Annotated in this window: 14 protein-coding genes; all 14 read left to right on the top strand. The window is 29.3% G+C overall.

Annotation, left to right across the window (positions count from 1 at the left end; all coding sequences use genetic code 11):
* Window positions 1-8 precede the first annotated feature (8 nt).
* The 14 genes from H8S10_RS11725 (at window position 9) to H8S10_RS11660 (ending at window position 16,102) form a co-directional block, all read left to right on the top strand.
* A complete protein-coding gene (locus H8S10_RS11725) occupies window positions 9-497 on the top strand; it encodes a V-type ATP synthase subunit K (RefSeq protein WP_055267336.1) in 489 nt (162 codons plus the stop codon).
* An 18-nt stretch (window positions 498-515) separates the two neighbouring features.
* Window positions 516-1,115, top strand: coding sequence for a V-type ATP synthase subunit E family protein (locus H8S10_RS11720; protein WP_055267338.1), 600 nt, complete (start codon window positions 516-518; stop codon window positions 1,113-1,115).
* 11 nt (window positions 1,116-1,126) lie between these two features.
* Window positions 1,127-2,128 (top strand): V-type ATP synthase subunit C, encoded by a 1,002-nt coding sequence (locus tag H8S10_RS11715; RefSeq protein ID WP_055267340.1) that lies wholly within the window; start codon window positions 1,127-1,129, stop codon window positions 2,126-2,128.
* Window positions 2,121-2,432, top strand: coding sequence for a V-type ATP synthase subunit F (locus H8S10_RS11710; protein WP_055267360.1), 312 nt, complete (start codon window positions 2,121-2,123; stop codon window positions 2,430-2,432). Before H8S10_RS11715 ends, H8S10_RS11710 begins: the two co-directional genes overlap by 8 nt.
* A gap of 17 nt (window positions 2,433-2,449) precedes the next feature.
* Window positions 2,450-4,225, top strand: coding sequence for a V-type ATP synthase subunit A (locus tag H8S10_RS11705; RefSeq protein WP_055267361.1), 1,776 nt, complete (start codon window positions 2,450-2,452; stop codon window positions 4,223-4,225).
* Window positions 4,218-5,597 carry a V-type ATP synthase subunit B gene (locus H8S10_RS11700; RefSeq protein WP_055267342.1) on the top strand — a complete coding sequence of 460 codons (1,380 nt, stop codon included), beginning with the start codon at window positions 4,218-4,220 and terminating at the stop codon, window positions 5,595-5,597. The genes H8S10_RS11705 and H8S10_RS11700 overlap by 8 nt, the downstream gene beginning before the upstream one ends.
* Before the next feature lie 3 nt (window positions 5,598-5,600).
* Entirely contained in the window at window positions 5,601-6,242 is a 642-nt protein-coding gene (locus tag H8S10_RS11695) for a V-type ATP synthase subunit D (RefSeq protein WP_055267343.1), read from the top strand.
* A gap of 137 nt (window positions 6,243-6,379) precedes the next feature.
* A complete protein-coding gene (locus tag H8S10_RS11690; protein WP_186838987.1) occupies window positions 6,380-7,333 on the top strand; it encodes an MraY family glycosyltransferase in 954 nt (317 codons plus the stop codon).
* A gap of 132 nt (window positions 7,334-7,465) precedes the next feature.
* Window positions 7,466-8,329, top strand: a complete 864-nt coding sequence (locus H8S10_RS11685) for a homocysteine S-methyltransferase family protein (protein WP_186838986.1) — start codon at window positions 7,466-7,468, stop codon at window positions 8,327-8,329.
* Between the two features lie 108 nt (window positions 8,330-8,437).
* Window positions 8,438-8,944, top strand: coding sequence for an ECF transporter S component (locus tag H8S10_RS11680; protein ID WP_055267349.1), 507 nt, complete (start codon window positions 8,438-8,440; stop codon window positions 8,942-8,944).
* A 488-nt stretch (window positions 8,945-9,432) separates the two neighbouring features.
* Window positions 9,433-11,709, top strand: a complete 2,277-nt coding sequence (gene helD, locus H8S10_RS11675; protein WP_186838985.1) for an RNA polymerase recycling motor HelD — start codon at window positions 9,433-9,435, stop codon at window positions 11,707-11,709.
* Between the two features lie 139 nt (window positions 11,710-11,848).
* Window positions 11,849-13,021, top strand: coding sequence for an FprA family A-type flavoprotein (locus H8S10_RS11670; RefSeq protein ID WP_186838984.1), 1,173 nt, complete (start codon window positions 11,849-11,851; stop codon window positions 13,019-13,021).
* Window positions 13,022-13,292: 271 nt separating this feature from the next.
* Entirely contained in the window at window positions 13,293-14,282 is a 990-nt protein-coding gene (locus H8S10_RS11665) for a calcium/sodium antiporter (RefSeq protein WP_186838983.1), read from the top strand.
* Window positions 14,283-14,461: 179 nt separating this feature from the next.
* Window positions 14,462-16,102, top strand: a complete 1,641-nt coding sequence (locus tag H8S10_RS11660; protein WP_055267358.1) for a hypothetical protein — start codon at window positions 14,462-14,464, stop codon at window positions 16,100-16,102.
* The last annotated feature ends 152 nt before the right edge of the window (window positions 16,103-16,254 follow it).

Raw genomic sequence — 16,254 nt, 5'->3', positions numbered from 1 at the left:
AATAAAAAATGAATAATATGACATGGATACAATTTTTAATGGAAAATAGTGGGGGAATAATCTTCGCGGCTTTAGGTATTGCTTTAGCAGTTGGATTATCAGGAATAGGATCAGCAAAAGGTGTTGGATTAGTAGGGGAAGCAGCTACAGGACTTGTAACAGAAGAACCAGAAAAGTTTGGTAAAGCATTAGTTCTAGAACTATTACCAGGTACTCAAGGTTTATACGGTTTCGTTGTTGGATTTCTAGCATTTACTAAATTATCAAGTGGTATGACACTTTCTCAAGGATTATATATTTTTGGAGCTTGTCTTCCAATTGCTTTAGCAGGATATTTCTCAGCTATAGCTCAAGGTAGAGTTGCAGCAGCTGGTATTCAAATATTAGCTAAGAGACCAGAACATAATACTAAAGGTATTATATTATCAGCTATGGTTGAAACATATGCATTATTAGGATTCGTTATTTCATTTATGTTAGTTATGAAAACATTCTAGGATTGGAGATATAAAACTATGTCAGATGTGAAGAATATTACTTCTAAGATCCTAAAGGATGCTGAAGTAGAAAGGGATAGTATTTTAGCTGCTTCAGAGGATGAGAAGAATAAAATAATTTCTAAGAGAGTTAATAGTGCAAAAGCTTTAGAAGATGAAATATTATCTAAGGCTGAGCAAGAAGGAAAATCTAAAAAAGATAGAATAATTTCTTCAGCAAAATTAAAAGTAAGAAATGATAAGTTAGCTCAAAAACAATCAGTAATAGATGATGTTTTTGATGAAGCTTTAAATAAATTATGTACGTTATCTGCAGACGAATTAAGTAACTTTATTAGAAGAAGTATTCTCTCTATGGATATAGAAGGTGATGAGAACTTAGTTTTAAACCATGAGGGATTAAAGGTGATTGGATTAGAATTTATGGATTCATTAAATGCTGAATTAAAAGATAAAGGACTTAAGGGTGAAATAAGACTTCTTAAGAAAGAAGGAAGTTTTAGAGGTGGATTTATATTAGAAAAGAATGGTATAGAAATTAATAACACATATGAAGCTTTAATAAGCTCATTAAGAGATGAATTAGAATTTGAAGTTGCAAAGGTGTTATTTAGTTAAGGAGGGTAACTATGGATGTAATGCAGTTTACTCAAGCTCTTTCAAGAATTTGGGTATTTGAAACAAGACTCCTTGATAGAACTAAAATTGAAAGAATGATCGAAGCACCTTCAGCAGAAGAAGCTTTAAAAATTCTTAATGAAACGGAATATTCTAATATATTAAGTAAAGCAAAAAGAGTTAATGATTATGAAAATATTTTATCTTATGAATTAAAGAGAGTTTACGAATTAATGTATGAACTTTGTCCAGTTAAAGACGTAGTAGATTTAATGAGCGTAAAATATAGATATCATAACTTAAAAGTATTACTAAAAGGAAAGTTTCTTTCAAAGGATTTATCTAATCTTTTAATAGATTTAGGGATAGAAGATTTAAAGGAATTAAAAAGTATAATTGATTTAGATAACTTTGATGATTTAAAAGGATATACTAAAAAAGCTGTTATTGAAGTTGTAAAAGATTTTGAAGAAAATAAAGATCCACAAAAAATCGATATTATTGTAGACAGATATATGTTTGATGAAATGCAAGATATAAAGAAAAAATTAGACTATAAATTTACTGATAAACTTGTTTTGGCAACAATCGATCTAACTAATATTAGAACTTTAATTAGACTTAAGAAGCAAGGGCAAGGAAGAGAATTTGCATCAAAAGTATTAATTTCTGGTGGAGCTATTGATAAAGATACTTTAATATCAATTATAAATGAAACTCCTGAAAATATAATAACTAAGTTAAGCACTACAATATACTCAGATATTATAAAAGAAGGAATAGAAAACTTTAAGGAATCTAACTCTGCAAGTCTTTTAGAAAAATTAAGTGATAATTATATTATGGATTTAATGAAGGGTGCTAGATTAGTTACTTTTGGACCAGATAGAATATTATCATATATCTATGCAAAAGAAACAGAGATTAAAATTATTAGAATTATTATGGTAGGTAAGCTTAATAATATTTCTCAGGAAGTAATAAGAGAAAGGCTGCGTGATAGTTATGTATAAGAAAATTGGAGTAGTTGGAGATAAGGACTCGGTTTTAGCTTTTAAAGCATTAGGAATAGATGTATTTCCAGTTGTTGATGCAGATGAAGCTAGAATAGCAGTAGATAAGATGGCTATGAATGATTACGCAGTTATATTTATAACAGAACAAGTTGCAGTTACAATAGAAGAAACAATAGAGCGTTATAATAAACAAGTACTTCCTGCTGTAATATTAATTCCAAGCAATCAAGGAACTTTAAATATAGGTTCAAAGAGAATAAGTGATTCAGTGGAGAAAGCTGTAGGAGTCAATATATTATAGGAAGGCAGGTTAGAGTGTTGAAGACTGGAAAGATAATTAAAGTTTCAGGTCCTTTAGTTGTAGCTGAAGGAATGGATGAAGCTAATATATATGATATGGTTAAAGTTGGAGAAAAAGGTCTTATCGGAGAAATTATCGAGATGAGAGGAGATAAGGCATCTATCCAAGTTTACGAAGAAACAACAGGTATAGGTACTGGTGACCCAGTTGTAACAACTGGAGAGCCTTTAAGCTTAGAGTTAGGACCAGGACTTATTGAATCAATGTTTGATGGAATTCAAAGACCATTAGATGCTTTTGAAAAAGCTGCGAATTCACCTTTCTTATCAAAGGGAATTTCAGTTAATTCATTAAACAGAGAAAGAGTATGGGACTTTAAACCTACTGTTCAAATTGGAGATGAAGTATCAGCAGGAGATATAATTGGTACAGTTCAAGAAACTACAGTTGTATTACATAAGATAATGGTTCCATATGGAGTAAGTGGTAAAGTTAAAGAAATAAAATCAGGTGAGTTTACAGTTGTTGATACAGTTTGTGTATTAGAAACTGAAAAAGGGGATAAAGAACTTACTATGATGCAAAAATGGCCTGCAAGAAAAGGTAGACCATATGAAACAAAATTAAAACCAACAGTTCCAATGACAACAGGACAAAGAGTTATAGATACATTCTTCCCTGTAGCAAAGGGTGGAGCAGCTGCAGTACCAGGGCCTTTCGGAGCAGGTAAGACAGTTACTCAACACCAAATTGCAAAATGGGGAGATGCTGAAATTGTTGTTTATGTTGGATGTGGAGAACGTGGAAATGAGATGACAGACGTTCTTAATGAATTCCCAGAACTTATTGACCCTAAAACTGGGGAAAGCTTAATGAAAAGAACAGTTCTTATAGCTAATACTTCAAATATGCCAGTTGCAGCTAGAGAAGCTTCAATATATACAGGTATAACTATAGCTGAATACTTTAGAGATATGGGATATTCAGTATCAATAATGGCTGATTCAACATCAAGATGGGCAGAAGCATTAAGAGAAATGTCTGGTAGACTTGAAGAAATGCCAGGAGATGAAGGATACCCTGCATACTTAGGATCAAGACTTGCTGAATACTATGAAAGAGCTGGTAAGGTTATTTGCTTAGGTAAAGATGGAAGAGAAGGATCAGTAACTGCAATAGGAGCAGTATCACCTCCAGGTGGAGACCTTTCAGAACCAGTTACACAATCAACTTTAAGAATAGTTAAGGTATTCTGGGGATTAGATGCTCAATTAGCATATAAGAGACACTTCCCAGCAATAAACTGGTTATCATCTTATTCTTTATATGCAGATACTATAGATGCTTACTTTAATAAAGAAGTTGCTGAAGACTGGTCAGAATTAAGAATGGAAGCTATGGCTTTATTACAAGAAGAAGCTAGCCTTGATGAAATAGTTAGATTAGTAGGTATAGATGCTTTATCTGAAAAAGATAGATTAAAGTTAGAAGTTGCTAAGTCAATAAGAGAAGACTATTTACAACAAAATAGTTTCCATGAAATTGATACGTATACTTCACTAGAAAAGCAATATAGAATGTTAAAATTAGTTTTATTATTTAAGAAAGAAGCGGAAAGAGCCCTTGAAGCTGGAGTATACTTAAATAAAATTTTAGAATTAGAAGTAAGAGATAAAATAGCAAGAGCTAAGTATATTCATGAAGATGATATAAATAGAACAGATGAAATTGCAGAAGAGCTTAAGATTGCTATTGATGATTTGATACGCGAAGGAGGGGTTCTAAATGCTTAGAGAATACAGAACTGTAACCGAAGTTGTAGGGCCTTTGATGGTTGTTGAAGGAGTTAGCGGTGTAAAGTTTGATGAGCTAGTAGAAGTTGAAATACAAACTGGCGAAAAAAGAAGAGGTAAAGTTCTTGAGGTAAATGGATCTAGAGCTATGGTTCAGTTATTTGAAGGTTCTTCAGGGATAAACCTAAAGGGTACAAAAGTAAAATTCTTAGGAAAGCCTCTTCAACTAGGGGTATCTGAAGATATGTTAGGAAGAGTATTCGATGGTATGGGTAACCCTATAGACAAAGGACCAAAGATTATTCCAGAAGCTTATAAAGATATAAATGGTGAAGCTATAAATCCAGTATCAAGAGATTTTCCAGCTGAATTTATTCAAACAGGAATATCTGCTATAGATGGATTAAATACTCTTGTTAGAGGACAAAAGTTACCAGTGTTCTCAGCAGCAGGTCTTCCACATGCGCAATTAGCTGCTCAAATAGCAAGACAAGCGAAGGTTTTAAATTCAGATTCTAACTTTGCTGTTGTATTTGCAGCTATAGGTATAACTTTCGAAGAATCTCAATTCTTCGTAGATGAATTTAAAAAGACTGGTGCAATAGATAATGCAGTTCTATTTATGAACTTAGCATCTGACCCAGCTATCGAGAGAATAGCTACTCCAAGAATGGCATTAACAGCTGCTGAATTCTTAGCATATGAAAAAGACATGCACGTTCTTGTAATTATGACTGATATAACAAACTATGCAGAAGCTTTAAGAGAAGTATCAGCTGCAAGAAAAGAAGTACCAGGAAGAAGAGGATATCCAGGATATCTATATACTGACCTTTCTACATTATATGAAAGAGCAGGAAGAATTAGAGGTAGAAAAGGATCTATAACTCAAATTCCAATACTTACAATGCCAGAAGAAGATAAGACGCATCCAATTCCAGACTTAACTGGGTATATTACAGAGGGGCAAATAATTCTTACAAAAGAGTTATACAAAAAAGGTGTAATGCCTCCAATAGATGTATTACCTTCACTATCAAGACTTAAAGATAAAGGTATAGGTAAAGGAAAAACAAGAGAAGACCATGCAGATACAATGAATCAATTATTCTCAGCTTATGCGCAAGGTAAGCAAGCAAAAGAATTATCTGCTATCTTAGGAGAATCAGCTTTATCAGATACAGATAAGAAATTTGCTAAATTTGCTGAAGCTTTTGAAGAAGAATATGTTTCTCAAGGATTTGAAACTAATAGAACAATAGAAGAAACATTAAACTTAGGATGGAAATTACTTAAGATTCTTCCAAAGACAGAGCTTAAGAGAATTAGAGATGAATATCTTGAAAAGTATATGCTAAGAGAGGAAGAGTAGAATATGGCAAGATTAAATGTCAATCCTACTAGAATGGAACTCACAAAGCTGAAGAAAAGACTAACTACAGCTACAAGAGGACACAAACTTCTTAAGGATAAGCAAGATGAGCTAATGAGACAATTTATTAATCTTGTTAAATATAATAATGAACTTAGAAAGTCAGTAGAAAAAGAACTTGAAGGTTCATTTAAAGATTTCGTTATGGCAAGTGCTGTAATGAGCTCTGAATTCTTAGAGGAAGCAGTAGCTTATCCTAAGGAAAGTATATCTGTTGAAGTAGGAACTAAGAATATAATGAGTGTTAATGTTCCAGAAATGACTTTCCGTAGACAACTTCAAGATGATGAAGGAAGTATATTCCCATATGGATTTGCAAATACTTCAAGTGAATTAGATGATGCCATAACAAAGTTATATACAATATTACCTAAATTACTTGAACTTGCAGAAGTTGAAAAATCTACTCAGCTTATGGCTGATGAAATTGAAAAGACAAGAAGAAGAGTTAATGCTCTTGAATATATGACTATACCTCAACTTCAAGAAACTATTAAATATATAAGAATGAAGTTAGATGAAAATGAAAGAGGAGCCTTAACTAGATTAATGAAGGTTAAGGATATGATTCAATCAAGAGGATAATAAAAAGCTGTGGAAACACAGCTTTTTCCATTGTAACACTTTTGTAATTGCTAAAGATAGAAAACAATAGTATAATTCTTATATACAATAGACGATTGACAAAAGTTATATACTAAATTAATTAAGGAGTACTATTGATGAAATATTTACTAGCGATGATTATTGCATTTTCTGTAGTGTATTTTATTACACCTATGCTAATGAAAATGTCATTTAAATATAATTTTACAGATAAGCCGACAAAGAGAAAAATACATAGGGGAGAAACTCCATTATGTGGAGGTATAGCTATGTATATAGGATTCTTTATTACTTACTTTATTTCTTTTTGGAATCATGCCTTTGATGAAAAATATGGAATATTTATTGGAGCAACTTTAATTGTTGGAATAGGGCTTGTTGATGATTATTATAAAAGTGTAGGAAAAGAATTTGCAATTATGCCAAGACTTATAGTACAGTTACTTGCAGCTACAATAGTATTCTTTTCAGGAGTATCCTTTAATGGATTTACAAATCCTTTTACAGATACATATATAGCATTACCTACAATTATACAATATGTACTAACTGTTACTTGGATATTTGGAGTGACAACTGTTATTAATTGGTCTGATGGTATGGACGGTTTAGCCGGAGGATTATCATTTATATCTGCAATGACATTTGCAGCTACTGCTATTGTTCTTGCACAACCTCCATCATTGATATTTTCACTTATAACTGGTGGATGTGTATTAGCATTTTTATTATACAATAAATATCCTGCTAAAATATTTATGGGAGATTCAGGGGCTAACTTTTTAGGATTTATTTTAAGTATTATTGCTTTAGATGGAGCATTTAAGCAAGCAACGATATTAAGTTTATTAATACCTATATTAGCTTTGGCCGTTCCTATTTTTGATAATATTTTTGTTATATTTAAGAGATTTTCAGAGGGTAAGCCTGTTTATCAAGCTGATAGAAGTCAAATACATTATAGATTGAAGGAAAAGGGATTAACTACAATTGAAGTAGTTACGTCAATAACACTAATAAGCTTAATATTTAGCATAATATCGATAATAATTTTGTTAGTTAAATTTTAAAATTATATTGCGGAATAAACTCATAGATATTTAAAGTATCTGTGAGTTTTTTTATGATTATTTATTTATATAAAGAATTATTAAATTTATAAATGGTAATATAAAAGTAATGAGATAGATTGGAGAGTAAAAATGAATTTTAAAGAGATTAAGAATAAAGGTATATTACTTTTTGATGGTGCAATGGGAACTATGATTAAAAGGTATGGATTAAATATAAATAATAATCCTGAAATATATAACTTTACTGAAGAGGATACTATAAAGAAAATACATAAAGAATATATAAAGGCAGGATCAAATGTTATAACAACAAATACATTTGGAGCAAATGATATTAGATTAAAAAATAGCAAATATTCTATAGAAGAAATAATAAGAAAAGGTATTATGATAGCAAAAGAAGTGAAAGGAGATAATGAAGATATATTAATAGCTTATGATATGGGACCAACAGGAGTAGGAGTAAATGCGACAGGAAAACTTACTTTTGATGAAGCTTATGAAATTTTCAAAAAACAGGTAATTATTGCGTCGAAAGGTGGAGTAGATTTAATTTTGATAGAGACAATACTTAGTTTAGATGAATGTAAAGCTGCAGTAAAAGCGGTTAAAGATTATAATAATTTACCAGTGTTTTGTGCATTTACATTAGATAATGATTGTAAGCTTTTTGATGGAAATACTATTGAGAAAGCTATAGAAGATATGAATAAGTTAGAAGTAGATGCCGTAGGAATTAACTGTTCTCCAGGGATAAATGGGATACACAAAATTGTTAAGAAAATAAATACGTTAACTACAAAGAATATTATTATTCAACCCAATACAAGATGTTATATGAACAATCTAAAGGAATTTATAGAAATATCAGAAAATGAGTTTTCAAAAGAAATATTAAAGTGTATTGAAGAGGGAGCAAAAATTGTTGGAGGATGTTGTGGTACTACTCCAGAATATATAAGAAGAATAAAAGAAGAGTTAAGCAAAGTATAGAAAAATATGTTAATCATCTATTTACAATAGCAACAATACCATATATACTAGTGTATATACACCAGTATATATGGTATGAATATTTTGTTTTTAGATGGGGGATTTAAAATGAATAACAGAGTTAAAAAAATGGTTCTAGCAGGATTATTAGTAGCACTCGCAATAATAATTCCAGTACAATTTGGTTTTTTAAAGATAGTTTTAGGGCCTTTTAGTGCAACATTATGTTCACATGTGCCTATGTTTTTATCCATGCTTATTTCACCGGTAGTTGCTATTGTTGTAGGAATAGGATCAGGATTAGGATTTTTTATTACTGGATTGCCACCTTATATTGCTGCAAGAGCATTAATGCATGCTCCTGTAGGATTTATTGGAGCAAAAATTGTTCAGAAAGAAAAGAATTTTAAAAAAGCTATGGTTATTACTGCTCCGCTACATGGTATTTTAGAAGCATTAATAGTAATTCCATTTGGTTTTAATTTATACGAGATGTTAGTAGTTGTAGCATTAGGTACAATAATACATCATGCTATGGATGCATCTATATCATTTGTATTATGTAAAGCAATGGCTAAAGCAAGAAGAAAAGATTTATATTCAGCATTTAATTAATAAAAATAGATGATTAAATAATTAAAGGCCTCCTGTCAAATTATGATAGGGGGCCTTTAATAGTATTTTATTTTTTACTAGATAGATTATTATGTACTTTTTCTAAATAATTATGTTGATTTACTATGTTTTCTTCAAAACTTTCTACTGCATGCTTAGTAAAGTTACTAATTTGGGATATAGGAATCGAAGTGTTTTTTAAATTATTTTTTGTCATAGTAACACCATCCTCTATTTTTTAGTATGATTAATTGAAGAAAATATATTTTATGATATTATTGTTAATATAAGAAAATATACTATTTGATTATATTTTTAAGATAAAATGTTAAAAATAATAAGTATATGGTAAATCATAACAAATTGTAGTTACAATAGTTTTATATGATAACTTTATGAATGCTATAGGAAATAATAGTATTTATATTTAAATATTTATGTTTTTAATTTGTTACTATAAGTAATTAGTTGAGAGGGATAAGATAAAGATGGATGATTTAAGTCGTGCAAAGCAAGTATTAAAAGAAAAAAAAGAATTAATTTTATATGAAATAAATGAAAAGCTTAAATATGAGCAGGAAATAGAAACAAAGCTTAAAGCTTTAACAAAAGCAGCAAAAGGAAATTACGATCAGGAGAAAGAAAATACAGAGAAAATTTATAACGTATTAAAGATGGATATAGAAAGTTATGAAGAAGCTATAAAGACTCCGTATTTTGCAAGAGTGGATTTTACTGAAAAGCTAGGAGCTTTAGAAAAAATATATATAGGAAAACAAGGAATATCATCTAGCAAGGATGGAGAGGAAATTGTTGTAGACTGGAGAGCACCAGTTGCTGATTTATATTATAGTGGGACAGGTGGAGAAGCGTATTATAAAGCTCCATCAGGAGTTATAGAAGGAGAATTATCTTTAAAAAGAAGATTTCTTTACAAAAATGATGATATTGAACGAATTTTTGATGAAGGTATTAATGAATTATTTATTTCAGGGGAAGAAGGAGTAGATTTAGTAGACGAATTTTTAAAGATAAACCTTGAAGAAAGCAAAGGAAAAAAGTTAAAAGAAGTAGTTGCAACTATACAAAAAGAGCAAAATGATATTATAAGATGGCCTAAAAATTTGCCTATTATAGTGCAAGGATCAGCTGGATCTGGAAAAACAACTATAGCATTACATAGACTAGCATATCTTTTATATAGATATAGGGAGTCAATGGAAGGTAAAGATATACTAGTGTTAGCACCTAATAAAATATTTTTAGATTATATATCAGAGATTTTACCTAGTCTTGGTAGTAAAGATGTTGCTCAAACTACTTTTCAAGATTTAGTAGTGAAAGAACTAAAATTAAAAGGAAAAATAAGATCAAAAGATGATAAGTTAAAGGATATTATTGAAACTGAAGATGAAACGTTAAGAAAATTTATGGTGAACTCATCTAAGGTAAAAGGGAATTTAATATTCAAAACTATAATAGATAGATATATAGCACTTCTAGATAGCAGTTCTTTAGAAATAGAAGATATAGTAATAAGTGGATACACGTTATTTTCTAAAAGGGAAATTACTAGATTATACTTAAAAGATTTAAAAGTATATCCAATAAATAAGCGTAAAGATGAAATTAAAAGATATCTTAATTTAAAGTTAAAAGAAAAAATACAAACTTTATTGTTAACTGTAGATAGAGAATGGGATTTAAAAATTAGAGAAGTTAAATCTAATTCTGAAGATAGTGAAGAGAGAAGAAGTGAGTTAAGAAAACTATACGATGAGCGAGATAGTATTAAAAATTATATAAAACAAGATTCTAAAAAGGTAATGAATGAATACTTTAAAAACTGGAGGGGTATAACTTCTAAAGATATATATTTAGATATGTTTAAAGATAAAGCTGTATTTGATATAGCTGTAGATAATAGAATACCATTTCAACTTTTAGAATATATGAAAGAGGAAGTTGTTGAGAACTTTGAAAAGGGGATAGTAGACGAAGATGATTTAGCAGCACTTTTATATATTCATATATTATTAGAAGGAATAGAAGAAAAATCGAAGTTTAAACATATAGTAATAGATGAAGCACAAGATTATAGTCCATTACAGATTGAAGTAATAACAAATTTAACAAGAGGAAACTCTTTAACTTTAGTAGGCGATTTAGCACAAGGAATTTACTATTACAAAGGTGTTAAGAGATGGGAAGATATAACGGAAAAAATATTCAATGGCAATGCAACGTATATATCTTTAACACAAAGTTATAGATCTACTGTGGAAATAATAGATTTTGTACAGAAAGCATTAGAAGCTCAAAATTTAGGGTTAACTCCAGCTAAACCTGTATTAAGACATGGTGATAAACCAATAATTAAAATGTCTAAAGATAAAAAAGAATCTGCTAAGTTTATAGAACAGATAATAGAGGAGATAGAAGGTAAAGGAAAAAGAAGTATAGGTATTATTACGAGAACCTTAGAGGAGGCTAAAGCTTTAGAAAAAAATATTAAGAAATATTGTAATAGAAAAATACAGCTTATAAAGGGAAATGAGAAAGATTCCCCAGAGGATGTGGTAATAATTCCATCCTATTTAACAAAAGGGTTAGAGTTTGATGGAACTATTATTTATAATCCATTAGAAAGTAATTATAATGATAATTTATTAAATCAAAGATTACTTTATGTTGCTTTAACGAGGGCATTACACTATCAGTATGTTATTGCTGAAGGTGAAATAAGTAGGAATATTGAGTATTAATTAATAACAACTATTAATTCAGAGTAAAATAGTCAATAATCTAACTTTTTGACTTATAATAGTTATAAATTATAGTTTAAGATTGAAATATAATTTGGTAAAATATAAAATAGAAATTAGTAATTTGGAGGTTGAATGAATGGCGGTAGAGCAGTTAAAAGAAAGTATATACTGGATTGGTGTAAAAGATCCTGAGTTAAGAATATTTGATATAATTATGGAAACGAAAAAAGGAACTACTTATAACTCTTATTTAATTAATGATGAAAAAGTAGCCATATTTGATATAGTTAAAAATGGGTTTTATAACGAGTTTAAAGAAAATATTAAAAGTATAATTGGTGAAAAGAAAATTGATTATGTTGTGGTACATCATACAGAATTAGACCATAGTGGAGCTTTAAAAGATTTAATAAAAGATTACCCAGAGGTAAAAATTGTTGGATCAAGAGCTACTTTAAAATATTTAAAAGATATTTTAAATTGTGAGTTTAACGCTAGAGAGGCTAATGAGGAAATTAATTTAGGAAATCACACACTAAGCTTTATAAGTGCTCCAAACTTACATTGGCCAGATACTATGTTTACTTATGTTAAAGAAAAGAATGTTTTATTTACTTGTGACTTTACAGGTTCTCACTTCTGTCCAGAAGGAAGTATGACATGTGAGCTTAATGATGAATATTTTTCAGAGATGAAATATTATTATGATTGTATAATGGGACCATTCCCTAAGTATGTTAATTTAGGATTAGAAAAAATTAAAGATTTAAAAATTGATATGATAGCCCCAAGTCATGGACCAATACATGTTAGAGAAATAGATAAAATATTAAATCTTTATAAAGAATGGAGTAAAGAGGTAGAAGTTGACGAAAATAAAGTTGAAATATTCTATATATCCGCTTATCATAATACAGAGATGATGGCTAATTTCTTTAAGAAAAAACTAGAAGATAAAGGGTTTAAGGCTGATGTTACAGAGATAACTACTATTCCTTTAGAAGAATCTATAGAAAAAATTTCAAAAGCAAAAGGATTCCTAATAGGATCACCAACAATAAATAAAGATGCAGTTAAACCAGCTTGGGATTTATTATCACTTGTAAGTGCTATTACAAATAGAGATAAAGTTGCAATGGCCTTTGGATCTTATGGATGGAGTGGTGAAGGAGTTCCTATGCTTACAGAAAGACTTAAAAGCTTAAAGATAAAAACAGCTCCAGGATATAAGTTCTGCTTTGTACCATCAGAAGAAAAGTATGAAGAAGCAGAAGATTATTTAGATGAATTTATAGAATTAATGAGATAATATAATAAGTTAAGAGTTAAAAGTGTAGGGTTAATGGCTTGTGAAGATAGTCAGTATAAGTGACATTTAAAAATTGCAAGCTTATAAATAGCAAAGCTGTTTATTTCAACCCAATTCACTTTTAACTCTTAATTTTTTACGCAAAAAAGTATTTATAATTTTATTATGATAACCATAAGGTATTGTATGTAATAATATGTTTAGTGTATTTGTATTTTTACTTTATATAATGTAAAATAATTAAAGGAACTTAAAGAAAAGGGGAAAATAAATGAACTACATATTATTAATTATAGGATTTTTTCTACTTATAAAAGGTGCGGATATTTTTGTAGATGGAGCTTCTGGAATATCTAAAAAGTTAGGGATTCCATCAGTAATAGTTGGATTAACTATAGTATCATTAGGGACGAGCGCTCCAGAACTTGCAGTAAGTATTGTTTCATCACTTCAAGGTAGCAATGAAATAGCAGTAGGTAATGTTTTAGGATCAAATATATTTAACACACTTATGGTATTTGGAGTAACTTTGATAATAATGCCACTTATAATAAAAAAGTCTACAATTAAGAAGGATTTTCTTATTAATATAGCAGTTACAACATTATTTTTACTTTTAACTTTCAATGGAATACTTCTTGGAAAAGAAAATTATATTTCTAGATTTGATGGATTTATATTATTGTCAGGATGTATATTATATATTCTATTTTTAATTTGGACAGTTAAGGGACAAAAAGTAGGTAAATCTAAGGATGTAGCAGCAGAAATGGCTATAGAAGATGAAGGAATAGAACATATAAATATACCTAAAAGTATAATTTCGTTAATTATAGGGGCTATATGTATAGTTATAGGTGGTAATATTGTTGTAGATTCAGCTTCAAGTATTGCAACAGCGTTGGGTATGAGCGATAAATTAGTAGGACTTACTATAGTAGCAATGGGAACATCTCTTCCAGAACTTGTTACATCAGCAATGGCAGCTTTAAAAGGTGAAGAAGATATGGCACTTGGAAATATATTGGGATCAAATATATTTAATATTTTATTAATAATAGGTGCATCTTCAATAATTACTCCAATGATAGTATCATCAACTTTAATAGTTGATTTTATATTCTTAATTTTAGTTACTATACTAATAGGTATTTTAATTTTTGCACATAAAGGCAAAGAAAAGAGATTAGGAAAACTTGAAGGAATATTATTTGTATCGTTATACATTGGATATATGGTTTATATAATATTTAGAAACTAATAAATCTCTAGGTGATAGAATTATTATTTTTTGTAATTCATATCACTTAGAGATTTTTAAATTTTATAATTGTTAACTAAAAGTTAATAAATAACTCATAATAAAATATAAGAAAACTTTAAAAAAGGTATTGTTATAAGTGGAGTTTAGAAGTATAATGATTTAATGGAGGGATGAAAATGAATTTTCAAAGTAAATTTTCGCAATATATAAAGTGGTTAGTACTTGCTTATATTGCTATAGGGGTATTTCTTTTATTTCAAAGTAAATTAATCTTAGATTTCACATTAAGTTCATTCTTATTAGTGGGACCATTTGTTTTATGTACAATAGCCTATGGAGCATTAACACTAAATAAGAAATATATAATTTCAGGTATTGGAGTAGCGGTATTATATGTGGTTTCATTAGTAGTATTTAGTCCATTAATAATGCCAAATGAACATAGAGATTTAATAGGAAGCGTTGAAGAGGTAGAGTTTTCAAGTCAAATAGAATATATAGATTTAAAACAATTACCTACTATTGATAAACAATTAGCTGCAAAATTAGCAGATAAAAAGTTAGGTGAAATACCAAGCTTAGGAAGCCAAGTTACTATTGGTGACTTAACATTACAAAGTATTGCAGGTCAATTATATTATGTTGCACCTTTAGAACATTCATCATTGTTTAAATGGTTAATTAATAATGAAGGTACAAAAGGTTATATTAAGGTAAGTGCAATAAATCAAAATGATGTACAATTAGTTACAGAACTAAATGGACAACCTATACATTTAAAATATCTTGAATCAGCATATCTTTTTAGTGATTTAGATAGAGCGGCGTATATAAGAGATATGAAAGCAGGCCATACTGACTATACATTTGAATTAGATGATGAAGGAAATCCTTATTGGGTAATAACTAGATATGATAATGCTATTGGATTAACTGAACAAAAAGCAATTGGAGTATTAATAATAGATGCTCAAACTGGAGAATCAAATATTTATGATATAGAAAACACTCCAAAATGGGTAGATAGAATTCAACCGTCAGGATATATAAATAACTATTTAAATAAATGGGGAGAATTAGTTCATGGTATTTTTAACTTTAGTGATAAAGATAAGTTAAAGACTACTCAAGGTATGAACATAATATTTAACAATGATAAATGTTATTATTATACTGGTATAACTTCAGTTGGTAATGATGAAGGATTAGTTGGATTTACATTAACAGATACTAGAACAGGGGAAACTACTATGTATAAAACATCTGGAGCTACTGAGGTTGCAAGTATGCAATCGGCAGAAGGTAAAGTTCAACAGTATGGATATAGTGCAACATTCCCATATTTAATTAACATTCAGTCAGAACCAACATATTTTATGACTTTAAAAGACTCAAATGGATTAGTTAAACAGTATGCAATGGTTAATGTTAAAAACTATAGTACTGTAGCCGTAGGGGATTCACTACAAACAACGTTAAATAGATATATTGAAGCTTTAACAAACACTAATATTTCATTAGAAGGTTCTAATAGTGAAGAAGTTCTAGAAGGTGAAGTTGAAAGAATAGGGTTAGTTATAAAAGAAGGTTCAAGCATATATGATATTAAAATTAAGGGATCAGATAATATATTCTCTGTTTCTACAGAAAGTTCTAGAGAGGTAGCCTTAACAAATGTAGGTGATAAAGTATCTCTTAAATTTATTAAAGTTGGAGATGGAAAATATATCATAACAAATTCTTTTGAGAACTTATCTTTAAAAGGTAGTAATATGGAAAGTTCACTAGAAGAAGGTAGTACGACCACAACAGAATAGATTTTATAAAAGGGGCTGTATCAAAAAAAAAATTTGATATTTGCCGATAAAGAAAAGGAAGTTCGAATTTGAACTTCCTTTTTTGCGCATAGTAATAATATGAAAAACTTCACAAAAAATGTGATTCCTATGCAACAAATAGGATTTGCATT

The organism is Clostridium sp. NSJ-49, assembly GCF_014287725.1.
Lineage (GTDB): Bacteria > Bacillota > Clostridia > Clostridiales > Clostridiaceae > Clostridium > Clostridium disporicum_B.
The sequence above is the reverse complement of the archived record's forward strand: the minus strand, read 5'-3'. Positions and strand labels throughout refer to the sequence as shown.

Coding starts and splice junctions, on each gene's coding strand:
- helD (WP_186838985.1), top strand. CDS start 9,433: ATGGATGATTTAAGTCGTGCAAAGCAAGTATTAAAAGAAAAAAAAGAA.
- H8S10_RS11715 (WP_055267340.1), top strand. CDS start 1,127: ATGGATGTAATGCAGTTTACTCAAGCTCTTTCAAGAATTTGGGTATTT.
- H8S10_RS11685 (WP_186838986.1), top strand. CDS start 7,466: ATGAATTTTAAAGAGATTAAGAATAAAGGTATATTACTTTTTGATGGT.
- H8S10_RS11670 (WP_186838984.1), top strand. CDS start 11,849: ATGGCGGTAGAGCAGTTAAAAGAAAGTATATACTGGATTGGTGTAAAA.
- H8S10_RS11660 (WP_055267358.1), top strand. CDS start 14,462: ATGAATTTTCAAAGTAAATTTTCGCAATATATAAAGTGGTTAGTACTT.
- H8S10_RS11710 (WP_055267360.1), top strand. CDS start 2,121: ATGTATAAGAAAATTGGAGTAGTTGGAGATAAGGACTCGGTTTTAGCT.
- H8S10_RS11700 (WP_055267342.1), top strand. CDS start 4,218: ATGCTTAGAGAATACAGAACTGTAACCGAAGTTGTAGGGCCTTTGATG.
- H8S10_RS11665 (WP_186838983.1), top strand. CDS start 13,293: ATGAACTACATATTATTAATTATAGGATTTTTTCTACTTATAAAAGGT.
- H8S10_RS11690 (WP_186838987.1), top strand. CDS start 6,380: ATGAAATATTTACTAGCGATGATTATTGCATTTTCTGTAGTGTATTTT.
- H8S10_RS11695 (WP_055267343.1), top strand. CDS start 5,601: ATGGCAAGATTAAATGTCAATCCTACTAGAATGGAACTCACAAAGCTG.
- H8S10_RS11680 (WP_055267349.1), top strand. CDS start 8,438: ATGAATAACAGAGTTAAAAAAATGGTTCTAGCAGGATTATTAGTAGCA.
- H8S10_RS11725 (WP_055267336.1), top strand. CDS start 9: ATGAATAATATGACATGGATACAATTTTTAATGGAAAATAGTGGGGGA.
- H8S10_RS11720 (WP_055267338.1), top strand. CDS start 516: ATGTCAGATGTGAAGAATATTACTTCTAAGATCCTAAAGGATGCTGAA.